This window comes from Shinella sp. R2-11 (genome assembly GCF_055330205.1).
The window spans coordinates 664,922-681,019 of the sequence record NZ_JBVAPC010000002.1; the positions used below are offsets into that span (position 1 = coordinate 664,922).

Here is a 16,098-nt window from a genome sequence, read left to right on the forward strand (position 1 = left end):
ATCCCCCTTTATTTGGCCCTGTTCGCCGGCCCGCCGACGCGATATTCAGGGCGCAACTTCCGGAGCGATGATTTGCCCCCCGCCTCCCGCACCCCGAACGACAGTCCCACTCCGCATCCCGGCTTCGGCCGGCTTCCTGCGGCCCTGCAATGGGGCCTTGTCGCCATCCTTTCGGTGGCGGCCACCGTGCCGCTCGAGGCGGCGGGCTTCCCGGCAGCGCTGCTGATGGGGCCGATGCTCGCCGGCATCGTCGTTGCGCTTTGCGGCGGCACGACCCGCCTGCCCCGCATCTTCTTCTTCGTCGTGCAGGTCGTGCTCGCGCTGATGATCGCGACCATGGTGTCCGAGGATTTCGTCGGCACCTTTGCGCAGAACTGGCCGCTCATGCTGCTGGTCGTCCTCTCCGTCATCGGCGTCAGCACGCTGTCGGGCTGGCTGATCGCCCGCACCGGCATCCTGCCCGGCACGACGGCGATCTGGGGCTCCTCCGCCGGCGCCGCCTCGACCATGATGGTGATGGCGGAAGCCTATGGGGCGGATATCCGCCTCGTCGCCTTCATGCAGTATCTACGCGTGGTCTTCGTCGCGAGCTTCGCGACCCTCGTCGCCCATTTCGGCGGCCATGACGGCGCGGCGGGGCCGCCCCATGCCTGGTTCGAGCCCGTGCCCCTGCTGCCGCTCGCCGCCATGCTGGTCATCGGCGTTCTCGCGGGCGTCATCGGCCAGCGGCTGCGCATCCCGGCCGGCGCCTTCCTCGTTCCCTTCGCCCTCGCCTCGGTGCTGAATTCGGCGGGCACGGTGACGATCGTCCTGCCGCAATGGCTGCTCGTCGCCGCCTTCACGCTGCTCGGCTGGAACATCGGCCTCGGCTTCACCCGGGCGATCCTGCTGCACGCCCGCCGCGCGCTGCTGCCGACGGTCGTCTCGATCATCGCGCTGATCAGCTTTTCCGGCCTGCTTGCCGGCCTCCTGATCCTCGTCCTCGGCGTCGATCCGCTGACCGCCTATCTTGCGACCAGCCCGGGCGGCCTCGATTCCATCGCCGTCATCGCCGCTTCGAGCAAGGTCGACATAGCCTTCGTCATGACCTTGCAGACGGCGCGGCTGATCCTCGTGACGCTGATCGGCCCGTGGCTCGCCCGCTTCGTCGCGGATCGCGCTTAAGCTGGCGCGTTTTCGAGCAGGATGGGCTCGCCGTGCGACGTCGCCTCGGCCGCGCGGGCCCAGCGATCCGAAAGCGCGGCCTGTTCCCCCTCGCTCGCAACACCCCGCTCGGAAAGCAGCACGGACAGTGCCGCCACCCAGCAGTCGAAATAATCCGCGCCATCGGCGGCGCGGCCCGGGCGATGCACCTCGCGCGACAGCGCCTCCGCCCATTCCGCCCAAGTGAAGACACCCTGCTCGTGCAGGCGGACGGTCATCGCGAAGGCCTGCGCCTGCCACGGCTCGGCAAAGACCGGATCGCCCTCGGCCGAGCGCGGCAGGCCGGGCGAATCGATCGGCGTCTCACACCGGCTCAAGATAGCTCTCCCAGGCATCGATCGAGACCGTCAGGCCGGGCTCGGCCCCCTCGCCCCAGATTTCCGCGCCGTCGAAGACGACGGTATAGACCCACTGCGGATTCTCGCCCCTGCCGTGGGCGCTATCGTCCGGGAAGACGAAGGAGCCCTGCACGGCCTCCACCATGCCCACCTTGTCGCGGGCGTAGCGCGGCAGGCGGGTATGCGTCGGCGGATTGAGGTTGCGGGTGCGCACGCGCGCGCCGGCGGCAAAGCGCGGCATAGTGTCGAGCGGGCGGTCGCAGGGCCCGCCCCTCGCAAGCACCGCCGGCACCATCTCCGCCTTGAGAACGCGCTTCGGCTCCGCTCCCTTATCCAGCATCCGCCCTTCAGCAAGCTCGGCGGCGCTGACGAAGCCGTGCCGCTCAAGGAGCGTTTCCAGCGCGCGGATCCAGATCTCGTAATAGCTTGCCGAAAGGTAGGTGGCCGGCGGGATGCTTTCCCGCGCATGGCGGCTCTCGTCGATGCTCCAGGCGCCGAAGGCGCCGCAGGAGAGCGTCACGCCGAGCGCCCGCTTTTCCCATTCGGCATGGAAACAGGGCTCGCCCGGTTCCGGCGCGACGGGGCCGAAGCCGTGCAGGCCGCCGAGATCGTGCGGCCCGTTCATGGCCGCGCCTCCGGCGGCAGCGCCAGCCCTGTGCCGATCATCGAATCGCGCGTGACGAGATCGGCCAGCGCCTCCTGGTCGAGCCCTTCTGTTCCCACCGGCCGCTCGGGCACGACGAGGTAGCGCAGCTCCGCGGTGGAATCCCAGACGCGGATTTTCCTGCCAGCCGGCAGCGCCACGCCGAATTCCTCCAGCACGCCGCGCGGGTCCATGACCGCGCGCGACCGGTAGGCCGGCGCCTTGTACCAGACGGGCGGCAGGCCGAGCACGGACCACGGATAGCAGGAGCAGAGCGTGCAGACGACGAGATTGTGCGTCTCGGCATCGTTGAACACCGCCCGCATATGCTCGCCCTGCCGGCCGGTATAGCCGAGGCTGGCGATGGCCGCCGTGGCGTCCCGCCTCAGCCACTCGGCAAAGTCGGGCTCCGCCCAGGCCCTGGCGACGACACGCGCGCCGTTGCGCGGACCGATCTTCGTCTCGTAGGTCTCGACGATGACGTCAATGGCCTTGGGATCGATCAGCCCCTTTTGCGTCAGGATGGTCTCCAGCGCGCGCACGCGCGCTTCCATCGGCGAAAAATGGTTGTCGTGATGGTGATGGTCGTCGTGATCGTGGTCGTGCGACACGAAAGTCCCTCCGGCTTTGCCCCGACCTTATGCCGTCAGCGCAGCATCGGCCAGAGGCTTGCGACGAGCAGGAGCGCCATCGTGACATTGAACCATTTCAGCCGCACGGGATCGGACAGCCACTGGCGCAGCGCCGAGCCGAAGCCGGCCCAGGTGGAAACGCTCGGGAAATTGACGATGGCGAAGGCAAGGCCGACGACGAGCACGCTCATCGTGTAGTTCGCGGCATTCGTATAGGTCGCCATGGCGGAGACGGCCATGACCCAGGCCTTGGGATTGACCCACTGGAAGGCGGCGGCCTCGAGGAAGCTCATCGGCCGGGTTGCGCCCGCGCTTTCGCCGAGGCTGCGCGAGGTGCCGATCTTCCAGGCGATCCAGACGAGATAGGCCCCGCCGGCGAATTTCAGGACCGTATAGACGAGCGGCACCGTCTCCAGCAGCGCGCCGAGGCCGAAGCCGACGGCCAGCAGCAGCACGAGGAAGCCGACGCCGATGCCGCACATATGCGGGATCGTCCGGACGAAGCCGAAGTTCACGCCCGAGGCGAAGAGCATCATGTTGTTGGGGCCGGGGGTGATGGAGGTCGTGAAGGCGAAGACGAGCAGCGCCAGAAAGATTTCGATCTGCATGGCAGACTCTTGTGATCCGGATTGTTTTTTCCGATTGATAGTCCATCTCTTGGTGACGGCCAGCCAATTCTTGTCATTGAGACAATTCCGGCTGGCGGCCCATTGTTCGCGGAGCGCAAGATGAAAGCGGAACTACCGGCAGTTACCCTCCCCGGCGGTCGGCAGGTGCCGGCGCTCGGCCTCGGCACCTGGCACATGGGGGAAGGCGAAGCCTCTCGCGCCGAGGAGGCCGCAAGCCTCAGGGCCGGCCTCGACCTCGGCATGACGGTGATCGACACGGCGGAAATGTATGCCGACGGCGGGGCCGAAGAGGTGGTCGGCGACGCGATCGGCGGCCGGCGCGACGAGGTCTTCCTCGTCAGCAAGGTGCTGCCCTACAATGCCAGCCGCGCCGGCACCGTCGCGGCCTGCGAGGCGAGCCTGAAGCGGCTCGGCACAGACCATATCGACCTTTATCTCCTTCACTGGCGCGGCCGCCATCCGCTGGCGGAGACGGTCGAGGCCTTCGAGGGGCTGAAGGCCGCGGGCAAGATCGGCGCCTGGGGCGTTTCCAATTTCGACGAGCCGGACATGAGGGAACTGCTCGGCGCCGCCGAGCCGGCCCGGCCCGCCGCCAACCAGATCCTCTACAATCTCGCCCGCCGCGGCATCGAATACGATCTCCTGCGCTGGAGCCAGGTGCAGGGCATCCCGCTCATGGCCTATTCGCCGCTCGACGAGGGCCGGCTGATCGGCCATCCCGCACTGGAGGAGATCGGCCGCATCCACAATGCGACCAGCGCCCAGGTCGCCCTCGCCTTCCTGCTGACGCGGGCGAATGTCATCGCCATCCCGAAGTCCGGCTCGCCGGACCGGGTGCGCGAGAATTTCAAGGCCTCCGAGATCCGCCTGACCTCGGAAGACCTCCGCCTCCTCGACGAAGCCTTCCCGCCCCCGACGCGCAAGCGGCCGCTGGAGATGATCTGAACAGAAAAGGGCTTTCCGCCAAGACGGAAAGCCCTTCGTATTTTCCAGTCACTTCTTTGCTGTCTTTCGACAGCTCACATCCCCTGCGGGCCGCGGTTCATCGCGGCGATGCCGGTGCGGCAGACTTCCACGAGGCCGAGGGGCTTCATGATCGCCACGAACTGGTCGATCTTGGAGGACTTGCCGGTGATCTCCAGGATGAAATGCTCCGTCGTCGCATCGACGACCTTGGCGTGGAAGGCGTCGGCGAGGCGCAGCGTCTCCTGCCGCATCTCGCCGGAACCGACGACCTTCACCAGCGCCACCTCGCGCTCGATGGGCCGTTCCTGGCCGAGCACCTTGGCGCGGACGGTAAGGTCGACCACGCGATGGACCGGCACGATGCGCTCGAGCTGCGACTTGATCTGCTCCAGCACGCCCGGCGTGCCGCGCGTGACGATGGTGATGCGCGAAAGATGCGCCTCGTGCTCGGTCTCGGAAACCGTCAGGCTCTCGATATTGTAGCCACGGCCGGAGAACAGGCCGATGACGCGGGCAAGGACGCCCGGCTCGTTGTCGACGAGCACCGAGAGCGTATGGCTCTCGGCGACCTGCGTTTCCTTGGCGATGAAATAGGCGGAGCCCGTGGGCTGAAGGTGTGCGTTCATGGGTTCTCTACCTTATATCAAACGAGCTGGCGGCCCTTGGCGTCGATCGCATTGGCGACCGCTTCGTCCGTGGCCTCGTCGGGTAGCAGCATTTCGTTATGCGCCTTGCCCGAGGGGATCATCGGGAAGCAGTTCGCGAGATTCGCAACGCGGCAGTCGAAGATGACGGGACGCTTGACGTCGATCATCTCCTGGATGGCCGCATCAAGATCGGCCGGCTTGTCGCAGGCGATGCCGACGCCGCCATAGGCTTCCGCCAGCTTGACGAAGTCGGGCATGGCTTCCGTATAGGAATTCGACAGGCGGTTGCCGTGCAGCAGCTGCTGCCACTGGCGCACCATGCCCATATACTGGTTGTTCAGGATGAAGATCTTGACCGGCAGGTTATACTGCACGGCACAGCTCATTTCCTGGATGCACATCTGGATCGAGGCGTCGCCGGCAATGTCGATGACGAGGCTGTCGCGATGCGCGACCTGCACGCCGATGGCCGCCGGGAAGCCGTAGCCCATCGTGCCGAGGCCGCCCGAGGTCATCCAGCGGTTCGGCTGCTCGAAGCCGTAGAACTGCGCCGCCCACATCTGGTGCTGGCCGACTTCCGTCGTGATGTAGGTGTCTCGGTCCTTGGTCAGCTCGTAGAGCCGCTGGATCGCATATTGCGGCATGATGACGTCGGGGCTCGGCGTATAGGCGAAGGAATTGCGCGCCCGCCATTTGGCGATGGACGTCCACCAGTCGGCCTGGACCGCCTTGTCGTAGTCCTTCGCGCTCGCCCGCCACTGGCGGACCATGTCTTCCAGGATATTGCCGACATCGCCGACGATCGGAACGTCGACGCGGACGTTCTTGTTGATCGAGGATGGGTCGATGTCGATATGGATCTTCTTCGAGTTCGGCGAGAAGGCGTTGAGGCGGCCGGTGATGCGGTCGTCGAAGCGCGCGCCGATGCAGACCATGACGTCGCAATCGTGCATCGCCATGTTGGCTTCATAGGAACCGTGCATGCCCAGCATGCCGAGCCAGTTCTTGCCGGAAGCCGGATAGGCGCCGAGGCCCATCAGCGTGGACGTGATCGGGAAGCCCGTGATCTCGACCAGCTCGCGCAAGAGGCGCGAGGCTTCCGGGCCGGAATTCACGACGCCGCCGCCGGAATAGATGATCGGCCGGCGGGCGGATTTCATCAGGCTGACGGCGGCCGCGATCTGGTTGGCATCACCCTGGACCTTCGGCTGGTAGCTCTTCTGGATGGGCGCGTCGGACGGCGGCGTATAGGTGCCGGTCGCGAACTGGACGTCCTTCGGGATATCGACGACGACGGGACCCGGGCGGCCGGACTGCGCGACGCGGAACGCCTCATGGATGGTGCGGGCCAGCTCGTTGACGTCCTTGACCAGCCAGTTGTGCTTGGTGCAGGGGCGCGTGATGCCGACCGTGTCGCATTCCTGGAAGGCATCCGAACCGATGAGCGTGGTCGGAACCTGGCCGGTGAGGCAGACGAGCGGGATGGAATCCATCAGGGCGTCCTGCAGCGGCGTGACGGCATTGGTCGCGCCGGGGCCTGAGGTGACGAGCATGACGCCGACCTTGCCGGTGGAGCGGGCATAGCCTTCGGCCATGTGGCCGGCGCCCTGCTCGTGGCGCACGAGGATGTGCTCGATGTCTTCCTGCTGGAAGATCTCGTCATAGATCGGCAGGACGGCGCCGCCCGGATAGCCGAAGATATGTTCAACGCCATTGTCTTTCAGGGCCTGCAAGACAATTTCGGCGCCCGTCATCTGGTTTTCTGTTCCGCTCATCGGATTTCCGTCCGTCTCTTTTCGCATTTCGGGGTGATTATCGAATTTCTGGGCATAAAAAAAGGCCCCTGGAGGAGCCTGCTTACCGCGCATGGGTGCTTTCGCCGGGTGGTTACACCACCCTGCCCATGCGCCTTCCCACCACAAGAATGATAGCCGTCAGATTTTTCATGGGGCGGATTGTTAGACACAAAGCAAAGGCGCGTCAACGCCTTTCGGTCCGTTTCGCTACGGCACACCTTCCATCCCGGCTGCAAAAGCCCCTCAAACGGCTGGTTCAACCCGAAACGTCTTATTAAGCGGCATTCGATAGGCTTGCGGTTGGTGGCAAGGAGCGCCGGGCGTGCTGAACAATGATTTCCAGACCTCTCTGACGGCCGGCGAGCAGGATCGCCGCGACGGGCTGTCGCCGGGAAACCGCCTGCTCGGCCGCGTCGTCGCCTGCAACGGCTCGCGCGCGACGATCAGCGCCGTGGCCGAGAGTGGCGAGACGGCGCTGACGGAATTGTGGTCCGTCGGACGCCTCATCTCCATTTCCGTCGGACGCAATCGCGTCGTCGCCCTCGTCTATTCCATGGCCACCGACCAGCAGAGCTGGGTCGATGACCGCGACACGGTCTTCCGCATCGAGGTCGAGCTTCTGGGCGAGGTGAATGTCAGCGCGGACGGCCGCGAGGAATTCTCCGCCGGCATCAGCGACTATCCCTATCTCGGCGCCATCGCGCACCGCATCCGCGCCTCCGACCTCGCCAAGGTCTACGACACGGGCAAGAACGACGTGTGCGTCATCGGCAAGCTGACACAGGACGAGAGCCTCGACGCGACGATCCACGTGCCCTCCATGCTGGAGAAGCACTTCGCCATCGTCGGTACAACCGGCGTCGGCAAGTCCACCTCCGTGACGCTGCTCTTGCACAAGGCGATCCAGGCCGACCCGAGCCTGCGCGTGCTGATCCTCGATCCGCACAACGAATTCGCCTCCGCCTTCGGCGACCTTGCCGTCGTCATCGACACCGACACGCTGGACCTGCCCTTCTGGCTGTTCCGGCTCGAGGAGCTGGCCGAGGTCATCTTCCGCGGCCGCCCGCCGGTACCGGAGGAGATGGATATCCTGCGCGACCTCATTCCCGAGGCCAAGCGCGCCTTCCGCGGCTCGAACGAGAGCGGCGTGATGCGCCGCGCGAGCGAGAAGAGCTCGATCACCGCCGATACGCCGGTGCCCTTCCGCATCGCCGACCTGCTGGCGCTCGTCGACGAGCGCATCGGCCGTCTCGAAGGCCGGGCGGAGAAGCCGCACCTGCGCTCGCTCAAAGTCAAGATCATGTCGGCGATCAACGACCCGCGCTACCATTTCATGTTCTCCTCGAACACGATCACCGACACGATCCTCGACACCATCGCCCGCATCTTCCGCATTCCCGGCGAAGGCAAGCCGGTGACGACCTTCCAGCTTGCCGGCATCCCGTCGGAAGTCGTCAATTCCGTCGCCTCGGTGCTCTGCCGCATGGCCTTCGAGATCGGCCTGTGGAGCAATGGCGGCGTGCACATGCTGGTCGTCTGCGAGGAAGCGCACCGCTACGTGCCGGCCGACCCGAGGCTCGGCTTCGCCCCGACCCGCCAGGCCATCGCCCGCATCGCCAAGGAAGGCCGCAAATACGGCGTGTCGCTCGGCATCATCACCCAGCGCCCCGGCGAACTCGACCCGACCATCCTTTCCCAGTGCTCGACGATCTTCGCCATGCGCCTTGCCAACGAGCACGACCAGGAGATCATCCGCTCGGCGATTCCCAACACGTCGTCCTCGACGACGAGCTTCATTTCCTCCATCGGCAACGGCGAGGCCATCGCCTTCGGCGAGGCCGTGGCGGTGCCGATGCGCATGCGCTTTTCCCGCGTGGAATCGAACCGCCTGCCGAAGGCCGGCAGCTCCGGCGTGAAGACCAGCGAGGAGACCCCGCAAAGCGTCGACCTCCGGTCGATCGTCGCCCGCATGCGCGCGGTCTCCGGCCCGGACATATCCAACTTCCAGAATGCCTATCTCGCCTCGCAGGGCCAGGGCGCCACGCTGCCGACGGGCTACGAAGACGCACCCTACGAGGACGAGGAAGACTATATCGAGACGCTCCAGGCCGCGGCGCCCGCCCGCCCGGCCGCCGCGCCGCCGCCCGAGCCCTACCGGCCCGACATGCTCCCCGGCGCGGGCAGCGTCTACGAGCCCTCGCCGCAGGAGCGGTTCGACGCCATCCGCCGGGAACTGGCCGAGCCGCAGCGCCCCGCCGCCGATCCCTATCGCCAGCCGCAGCGCCCCGCCTTCGGCGAGCAGCAGGAGCCGCGCCGCGAGGGTTCCATCCGCGAACAGCTTCTCAAGAAGCCGCTCAGCAGCCTGATCCGGCGCTAGGATCGATCCGCCGCCAGCTCTCGTCGAGCTGGTTGCGGAACCAGGTCATCTGGCGCTTTGCATATTGCCGTGTCGCCGCCGCACCGCGCTCGATGACCTGCGCCTCGCTCATCCCGCCGGCCAGCATGGCCGCGATCTGCGGCACGCCGATCGCCTTCATCACCGGCATGGCGGGCGAAAGCTTAAGCGCCAGCAGCGCCTTCACCTCCTCCACCGCCCCCGTTTTCAGCATCTCGCCAAAACGCCGGTCGATGCGGGCGGCAAGCACCGCGCGGTCCGGCAGAACGACGATCTTCTCCGCCCGCGCGGCGTCGATCACCGCCGGCCCCGCCGCCGCCTGGAAATGGGCAATCGACCGGCCGGTCGTCTCCAGCACTTCGAGCGCCCGCAGGATGCGCTGTCCGTCCCCCGGCATGAGACGCCGGGCCGTTTCCCCGTCGCGCTCCGCCAATTCCTTGTGCAGCGCCTCGGCCCCTTCCGCCGCAAGCCGGGCGCGCAGGCGCTCGCGCACGTCATCGGAAATGACCGGCATGTCGGAAAGGCCGCCGGTCAGCGCGCGGAAATAAAGGCCCGTGCCGCCCACGAAGACGGGAAGCTTCCCCCGCTCCCGCAATTCGCCGACAAGGGCCGCCGCCTCGCGCAGCCAATCGCCGGTGGAATAGGCCGCGCCCGCCGGCACATGGCCGTAGAGCCGGTGCTCGATGCCGCCCATGTCGTCCGGCTGAGGGCGGGCCGTCAGCACATTCAGCGTGTCGTAGACCTGCATGCTGTCCGCATTGACCACGACGCCGCTGTGCTCGGCCGCAAGCCGCACGGCAAGCGCGGACTTGCCGCTCGCCGTCGGGCCCGTTATCAGGATCGCGTCCCGCATTCGATCAAGGTTTCTCATCATGGCTTTCGTTGCCACGCTTGTCGCCAATCCGTCAAATCCTGTTCTGACGCCCGCCATCGCCGAAAAGGCCGCCGACGCGGTCAAGGCGTCCGGCCTCTACTGGCTCGCCGACGGCATCGCCTGCGATATCGCGCTGCGCGACGGCAGCGACATCCACGCCGCCCGCGACACGATCCTCGCGGCCATCGCCGGCGCGCCCATCGACCTTGCCGTGCAGGAGGCCGAGACGCGGCGCAAGAAGCTGCTGATCGCCGACATGGATTCGACCATGATCGGCCAGGAATGCATCGACGAGCTGGCGGCGGAAGTCGGCCTGAAGGACAAGGTCGCCGCCATCACCGCCCGCGCCATGAACGGCGAGATCGCCTTCGAGCCCGCCCTTCGCGAGCGCGTCGCGCTGCTGAAGGGCCTGCCGGTCTCCGTCATCGGCGAGGTGATCGAGAAGCGCATCACGCTGACGCCCGGCGGGCGCGAGCTCATCGCGACCATGAAGGCGAAGGGCCATTACACCGCCCTCGTCTCCGGCGGCTTCACCGTCTTCACCAGCCGCATCGCCGAAACGCTCGGCTTCGACGAGAACCGCGCCAACATCCTGCTCGATGCCGACGGCAGGCTCACGGGCGAGGTCGCCGAGCCGATCCTCGGCAAGCAGGCCAAGGTGGATGCGCTGGTCGACATTTCCGAGCGCCTCGGCATTTCGCCCGAGGAGGCCATGGCCGTCGGCGACGGGGCCAACGACCTCGGCATGCTGCACCTTTCCGGCACCGGCGTCGCGCTGCACGCCAAGCCCGCCGTCGCGGCCGAAGCGAAGATCCGCATCGACCACGGCGACCTCACCGCGCTTCTCTATCTGCAGGGCTACCGCAAATCGGATTTCGTGACGGCGATCTAAAGGGAAAGCCCATCATCCCGCTGCCGCGACCTTCTCCCCGCAAGCGGGGAGAAGGAGAATGCCGCACCGTTTTCCAGAATGACGGACACCGATAGAGGCAAGGCCTCGCCACTATGCTCCTTCTCCCCGCTTGCGGGGAGAAGGTGGCCGGCAGGCCGGATGAGGGGCCGCCCCATACCTGAATCACACTCTTCACATCCACCGCCAAACCCCTGACGGGACTCGGCTTTCCGTCAGTCGATACGCACCGTGATATAGCGCAGCGCGCCGCTGCGGTTGGAGACCATCATCAGCACATTGCGGCGGTCTTCCGACTTCAGCTTGGCGACACGGCTCTTGACCTCTTCCGCCGTCGTGACGGTCTCCTGGCCGACCTCGACGATCACGTCGCCCGGCACGATGCCGCGCTCGGCGGCGGCCGAGCCCGGTGCGACCTCGGTGATCACCACGCCCTTGACGCTTTCGACGATGTTGAAGGTCTTGCGCGCATCCTCGTCGAGATCGCCGATGCCCATGCCGAGAACGGTCTCGATGTTCTTCGGCAGCGCCTGCTCCTCGGTATCGGGGGCCGTTCCCTCCTCGGTCGTGCCCTCGTCCGGCGTCGCCTCGTCGGCGGGATCCGCCTGCTTTTCCCCGTCTTCCAGGCGGCCGAGCGTGATCTTGACGGTCATCTCCTTGCCGCCGCGCAGAAGCACGACGTCGACCGCCTTGCCCACCGGGCTTTCGGCGACGACGCGCGGCAGGTCGCGCATCTCGTGCACGTCCTTGCCGTCGAAGCGGACGATGACGTCGCCCGTCATGATCGAGCCGTTGTCGACCGGCCCGCCCTTGATGACGCCGGCGACCAGCGCCCCCTTGGTCTCCGTCATGCCGAGGCTTCCGGCGATGTCGTCGGTGACCGGCTGGATGCGCACGCCGAGCCAGCCGCGGCGCGTCTCGCCATAGTCGCGAAGCTGCAGGAAGATGTTCTCGGCAAGTTCCGTCGGCACGGAGAAGCCGATGCCGATCGAGCCGCCCGACGGCGAGATGATCGCCGTGTTGATGCCGATGACCTCGCCCTTCATGTTGAACAGCGGACCGCCGGAATTGCCGCGGTTGATGGCGGCGTCCGTCTGGATGAAGTTGTCGTAGGGGCCGGCATTGATGTTGCGGCCGCGCGCGGAAATGATGCCGACGGTCACCGAGCCACCGAGGCCGAACGGATTGCCGATCGCCATCACCCAGTCACCGATGCGCATGGTGCGGGAATCGCCGAACGGCACGGCCTTCAGCGGCGCCTTCGGCTCCACCTTGAGGAGCGCAAGGTCGGTCTTCGGGTCCGTGCCGACCAGCTTGGCCTTCAGCTTGGAGCCGTTGGCGAAGTTCACCTCGATGTCGTCGGCGCCCTCGATGACGTGGTTGTTGGTGGCGATGAAGCCCTTGGGGTCGATCACGAAGCCGGACCCCAGCGAATTGACCGTCTGGGGCTGGTTCGAGCCGTCCTCGCCCTTGAAGAACTCGTCGAAGAAATCCTGGAAGGGCGAGCCTTCCGGCACCTGCGGCATGGGCGCCTTGTCGTCGCTCTTGACGTTCTGCGAGGTGGAGATGTTGACCACCGCGTCGAGCAGGCCCTCGGCGAGATCGGCGACGGATTCGGGGCCCGCGGGCTTTACCTCGGCCCTTGCCGGAACGGCGAGCGGCCCTGCGCCGAGCGAAAGGCTCACCGCGAGCGCGAGTGCCGCATGGGCTACGTTGGACCTGGTCTTCAAAGCCATGTTCGGCATCCTCTTTCGTCTGCTGGGTCGCGGCCAGTCTTTGCCCGCCATAAGGCGAAAATCAGTCGGCCGCGATGATTTGCCGTGAAGTCTTGCCTGCATTGGCCACGGGCCGCAAGGGCGGCTTTCACGCCCCGCGGATGAACCATACCATCACGACGCCGAGCGCGACGGCGACGAGCCCGGAGGTGCGAAGCTGGTTCTCCGGGATCTGCGGCAGCATTTGCGCCATGCGCCTCAAAACCGAAGGGGCCAGTGCGTACACCAGCCCCTCGATGATCAGGAAGAACGCGATCCCCGTCAGGAAATCGGACACGCGCGTTCTCAGTTCGCCGTCGACGGCGTCGTTGCCGTGCCGGTCGCAGCGCCGGTGCCCGAGGCAGGCTTGCTGCCGGCGGCATCCTCGAAGTAGCGGAAGAACTCCGACTGCGGCGACAGGACGAGCGTCGTGTCCGAAGAGCCCATCGAATCGCGGTAGGCGCTCATCGACCGGTAGAAGTCGAAGAAGACCGGATCCTGCGAGAAGGCCTGGCCGAAGACGCGGTTGCGCTCGCCTTCGCCCTCGCCTCGCAGGATTTCCGAATCGCGCTGTGCCGCGGCAACCAGTTCGACGACCTGGCGGTCGGCGATGGCGCGGCGGCGCTGGCCTTCCTCATTACCGCGGGCGCGGATGAGTTCGGCTTCCGCCAGGCGCTCGGCCTTCATGCGGTCGTAGGTCTGCTGCGAGACCTCCTGCGTGAGGTCGGTGCGGCGGATACGGACATCGGAGATGGTGAGGCCGAGGTTCGAAGCGTCGTTCGTCAGCTCGCCGCGGACTTCGCGCATCATCGAGGCGCGCTCTTCCGACAGCGCGGATTCGAAGCCGCGCAGACCGTAGACCCGGCGCAGGGCCGCGTCGAGACGGGTACGCAGGCGCGCTTCCGCTGATTCGCGATCACCCGAGACCGCTTCACGGAAGCGGCGGGCATCGGTGATCTTGTAGACCACGAAGGCATCGACCTCATAGAACTTGCCGCCCGAGACCTGGACGCGGATGTCGTCGAGGTCGAAGCGCAGCGCCTGGTCCTGGATGTACTGGACGCTGTCGGCATCCATGAAGCCGAAGGGCAGCTTGAAGTAGAGGCCGGGCTCTGTCTTGACGTCCTTGATCTGGCCGAAGCGCAGCACGATGGCCTGCTGGCGCTCGTTGACGACGAACACCGACGAATAGGCGATGAAGAGAAGAACGCCGATGGCGATCAGGATTGCCGGTACGCGGTTGCCCATCACTGCGTGCCTCCTACCTGCTGCTGGCCGGTCGCCCGGCCGAGTTCGTTGAGGGGAAGGAAGGGAACGACACCCTGTCCGCCCTGCTTCTCGTCGATGATGACCTTCTTGGAGTTCTTCATCACGCCTTCCATGGTTTCGAGGAAGAGACGCTTGCGCGTGACGTCGGGAGCGGCCTTGTACTGCTCGTAGACGGACAGGAAGCGTGCCGCCTCACCTTCCGCTTCCTTGACGACGCGGTCCTTGTAGGCGGCCGCCTCTTCGCGGATCTGCGCGGACTGACCGCGGGCAAGACCGAGCTTCTGGTTGGCGTACTGGTTGGCTTCCTCGACGAAACGGTCTTCGTCCTGCTCGGCGCGCTGCACCTCGTCGAACGCATCGGCCACTTCGCGCGGCGGAGCCGCATCCTCGATGGCAACGGTGTTGATCGAGATGCCGGCGCCATAGGCGTCCATGGTCGCCTGGATGGTGGACTTCACGCCCTCGGCGATCGCCTGGCGGTTGTCGCGGAAGATGTCCTGCGCCGGACGGCGGCCGACGACTTCACGCATGGCGCTTTCGGCGACCTGCTGCAGCGTCTCGGCCGGATATTCGAGGTTGAACAGATAGGCCTGCGGGTCGGTGACCGAATAGAGCACCGAGAACTGGACGTTGACGATGTTCTGGTCGCCCGTCAGCATCAGGCCGGACTTGTCGGAATTCGCCGAGGCCGCGCGGCGGCCGATATTCTGCTGCTGCTCGGTGATCTTGACGAGCTCGACGGTCTCGAAGGGCCAGAAATGGAAATGCAGACCCGGCATGGAGACTTCCTGCTTGGGCTTGCCGAAGCGCAGCTCGACGCCGCGCTCGTCCGGCTGGACGGTGTAGATGGCATTCATCAGCCAGAAGACGCCGACGAGCAGCAGCGCGATAACGACGATGCCGCCGTTGAAGCCGCCGGGCATGACGTTCTTAAGCTGGTCCTGGCCACGCCGGATGATCTCCTCGAGGTCCGGCGGGCCGCCATTACCGCCACCGCCGCCGCCGCGGGGGCGGTTCGGTCCCTGCCCCCATGGCCCCTGATTGTTTCCGCCGCCGCCGCCCCAAGGGCCGCCGCCGCCGTTCTGATTGCTCCAGGGCATCAATACCTCTTTCTTTGCATCCCCTTGGCGCGCTTCCGTGGATGCGAAAACGCGCCATCGCTTGTTCTGAGCATTTCGCGGATTGTTTCGCCGCGCAACGCTAGGTGAACCCGTTATAGGTATCCCTCGGGCACCTTTCAACAAATCCGCGGCGCGTTGCGCGCCCGTGCGGCAAAATAGTTCGTGATCGAGTGCTAATCGCGCCCTTACCGAGCGCACGGATTAGAGATTATCAATGAAACTGAGTTGCTCAGTTTCGAGCTCTCGCTCTCGTTCTGGGGACTGAAGGTATGGCAGCTTGTTCCAATTCCCCTCAAACAACGGATTACGAGCCATGAACTCAGTAATTACACGTTGGCGGTGCTCAGGCTTTCGCCGTACCAAGTACGATATACGAAATGAAAAATCGTCAACTGAAGATTTGGGAAACTCTCGTTCGTAGCGATAGTACCACTCTGACGCTCCGAAGTCGAAGTCAAATTTCGCATCTCCGTTAATTGGGCCGCTATTTACATCAGTAAGGAATATCTTATTGATATAAGTATCAAAAATTTGATAAATATTCTCGCCACCAATTATGAAAAACTGATTTTTTCCCATGCATATAGAATAAAAATCAGCAAGCAACAAAGCCGTTTCGGGGTCTCTAGCCCACTTAACCTTTTCGGTATCCTCTACCGGGGATCGCGACAGAACAATATTCACTCGATTCGGTAGAGGCCGCCCCAAAGACTCGAAAGTCTTGCGCCCCATGATAATGGCATGCCCTTGAGTGAGTGCTTTAAAATTCTTTAGGTCGGTACCAAGGTGCCAAGGCAACCTATTCTCGATGCCAATAATACGGTCGGGATAGCTGCGCGCCACAATTGAAACTGCGGATGGCATTTTAGCGCGATGCTTACTAGACACAAACTCGACCCATCAAGCTCTTGAGGCACATCA

General features: G+C 65.2%; 16 protein-coding genes. 4 read left to right on the plus strand and 12 right to left on the minus strand.

Going from position 1 to position 16,098, the window contains the following annotated elements; genetic code table 11:
* Nucleotides 1-72: 72 nt before the first annotated feature.
* Nucleotides 73-1,164, plus strand: a complete 1,092-nt coding sequence (locus ACZ1A1_RS07875; protein ID WP_463619432.1) for an AbrB family transcriptional regulator — start codon at nucleotides 73-75, stop codon at nucleotides 1,162-1,164.
* On the opposite strand, the gene ACZ1A1_RS07880 is transcribed toward ACZ1A1_RS07875, so the two are convergent.
* The 4 genes from ACZ1A1_RS07880 to ACZ1A1_RS07895 form a co-directional block, all read right to left on the minus strand.
* Nucleotides 1,161-1,520, minus strand: a complete 360-nt coding sequence (locus ACZ1A1_RS07880) for a nitrile hydratase accessory protein (protein WP_463619433.1) — start codon at nucleotides 1,518-1,520, stop codon at nucleotides 1,161-1,163. The genes ACZ1A1_RS07875 and ACZ1A1_RS07880 overlap by 4 nt on opposite strands.
* Nucleotides 1,507-2,166 (minus strand): nitrile hydratase subunit beta, encoded by a 660-nt coding sequence (gene nthB, locus ACZ1A1_RS07885; RefSeq protein WP_463619434.1) that lies wholly within the window; start codon nucleotides 2,164-2,166, stop codon nucleotides 1,507-1,509. The genes ACZ1A1_RS07880 and nthB overlap by 14 nt, the downstream gene beginning before the upstream one ends.
* Entirely contained in the window at nucleotides 2,163-2,738 is a 576-nt protein-coding gene (gene nthA, locus ACZ1A1_RS07890; RefSeq protein WP_463619543.1) for a nitrile hydratase subunit alpha, read from the minus strand. Before nthA ends, nthB begins: the two co-directional genes overlap by 4 nt.
* A gap of 92 nt (nucleotides 2,739-2,830) precedes the next feature.
* Nucleotides 2,831-3,424 carry a LysE family translocator gene (locus ACZ1A1_RS07895; protein ID WP_313192820.1) on the minus strand — a complete coding sequence of 198 codons (594 nt, stop codon included), beginning with the start codon at nucleotides 3,422-3,424 and terminating at the stop codon, nucleotides 2,831-2,833.
* 120 nt (nucleotides 3,425-3,544) lie between these two features.
* Here ACZ1A1_RS07895 and ACZ1A1_RS07900 point away from each other — a divergent pair, with 120 nt between their 5' ends.
* Nucleotides 3,545-4,390 carry an aldo/keto reductase gene (locus ACZ1A1_RS07900; RefSeq protein ID WP_463619435.1) on the plus strand — a complete coding sequence of 282 codons (846 nt, stop codon included), beginning with the start codon at nucleotides 3,545-3,547 and terminating at the stop codon, nucleotides 4,388-4,390.
* Between the two features lie 74 nt (nucleotides 4,391-4,464).
* Here ACZ1A1_RS07900 and ilvN read toward each other — a convergent pair whose 3' ends face one another.
* Both ilvN and ACZ1A1_RS07910 read right to left on the minus strand, forming a co-directional pair.
* Nucleotides 4,465-5,037 carry an acetolactate synthase small subunit gene (gene ilvN / locus ACZ1A1_RS07905; protein WP_119256055.1) on the minus strand — a complete coding sequence of 191 codons (573 nt, stop codon included), beginning with the start codon at nucleotides 5,035-5,037 and terminating at the stop codon, nucleotides 4,465-4,467.
* 17 nt (nucleotides 5,038-5,054) lie between these two features.
* Nucleotides 5,055-6,833 (minus strand): acetolactate synthase 3 large subunit, encoded by a 1,779-nt coding sequence (locus tag ACZ1A1_RS07910; protein WP_463619436.1) that lies wholly within the window; start codon nucleotides 6,831-6,833, stop codon nucleotides 5,055-5,057.
* A 343-nt stretch (nucleotides 6,834-7,176) separates the two neighbouring features.
* Between ACZ1A1_RS07910 and ACZ1A1_RS07915 the strand changes: the two genes are divergently transcribed.
* Nucleotides 7,177-9,231, plus strand: coding sequence for an ATP-binding protein (locus ACZ1A1_RS07915; protein ID WP_463619437.1), 2,055 nt, complete (start codon nucleotides 7,177-7,179; stop codon nucleotides 9,229-9,231).
* On the opposite strand, the gene miaA is transcribed toward ACZ1A1_RS07915, so the two are convergent.
* Nucleotides 9,209-10,123, minus strand: coding sequence for a tRNA (adenosine(37)-N6)-dimethylallyltransferase MiaA (gene miaA, locus ACZ1A1_RS07920; RefSeq protein ID WP_463619438.1), 915 nt, complete (start codon nucleotides 10,121-10,123; stop codon nucleotides 9,209-9,211). The two genes, ACZ1A1_RS07915 and miaA, sit on opposite strands and share 23 nt — an antisense overlap.
* On the opposite strand from miaA, the gene serB reads away from it, so the two are divergent.
* Nucleotides 10,122-11,015, plus strand: a complete 894-nt coding sequence (serB, locus tag ACZ1A1_RS07925) for a phosphoserine phosphatase SerB (RefSeq protein WP_463619439.1) — start codon at nucleotides 10,122-10,124, stop codon at nucleotides 11,013-11,015. The genes miaA and serB overlap by 2 nt on opposite strands.
* 233 nt (nucleotides 11,016-11,248) lie before the next feature.
* Here serB and ACZ1A1_RS07930 read toward each other — a convergent pair whose 3' ends face one another.
* The 5 genes from ACZ1A1_RS07930 to ACZ1A1_RS07950 all read right to left on the minus strand — a co-directional run bounded on the left by ACZ1A1_RS07930 (nucleotide 11,249) and on the right by ACZ1A1_RS07950 (nucleotide 16,041).
* Nucleotides 11,249-12,769: a DegQ family serine endoprotease gene (locus ACZ1A1_RS07930; protein WP_463619440.1), complete on the minus strand. Its 1,521-nt coding sequence runs from the start codon at nucleotides 12,767-12,769 to the stop codon at nucleotides 11,249-11,251.
* A 127-nt stretch (nucleotides 12,770-12,896) separates the two neighbouring features.
* A complete protein-coding gene (locus ACZ1A1_RS07935; RefSeq protein ID WP_313192813.1) occupies nucleotides 12,897-13,085 on the minus strand; it encodes a DUF2065 domain-containing protein in 189 nt (62 codons plus the stop codon).
* Between the two features lie 8 nt (nucleotides 13,086-13,093).
* On the minus strand, nucleotides 13,094-14,035 hold the full coding sequence (gene hflC, locus ACZ1A1_RS07940) for a protease modulator HflC (RefSeq protein ID WP_463619441.1): 942 nt from the start codon (nucleotides 14,033-14,035) through the stop codon (nucleotides 13,094-13,096).
* On the minus strand, nucleotides 14,035-15,156 hold the full coding sequence (gene hflK, locus ACZ1A1_RS07945; protein WP_463619442.1) for an FtsH protease activity modulator HflK: 1,122 nt from the start codon (nucleotides 15,154-15,156) through the stop codon (nucleotides 14,035-14,037). The genes hflC and hflK overlap by 1 nt, the downstream gene beginning before the upstream one ends.
* Nucleotides 15,157-15,378: 222 nt before the next feature.
* On the minus strand, nucleotides 15,379-16,041 hold the full coding sequence (locus tag ACZ1A1_RS07950) for a dihydrofolate reductase (RefSeq protein WP_463619443.1): 663 nt from the start codon (nucleotides 16,039-16,041) through the stop codon (nucleotides 15,379-15,381).
* Nucleotides 16,042-16,098: the final 57 nt, after the last annotated feature.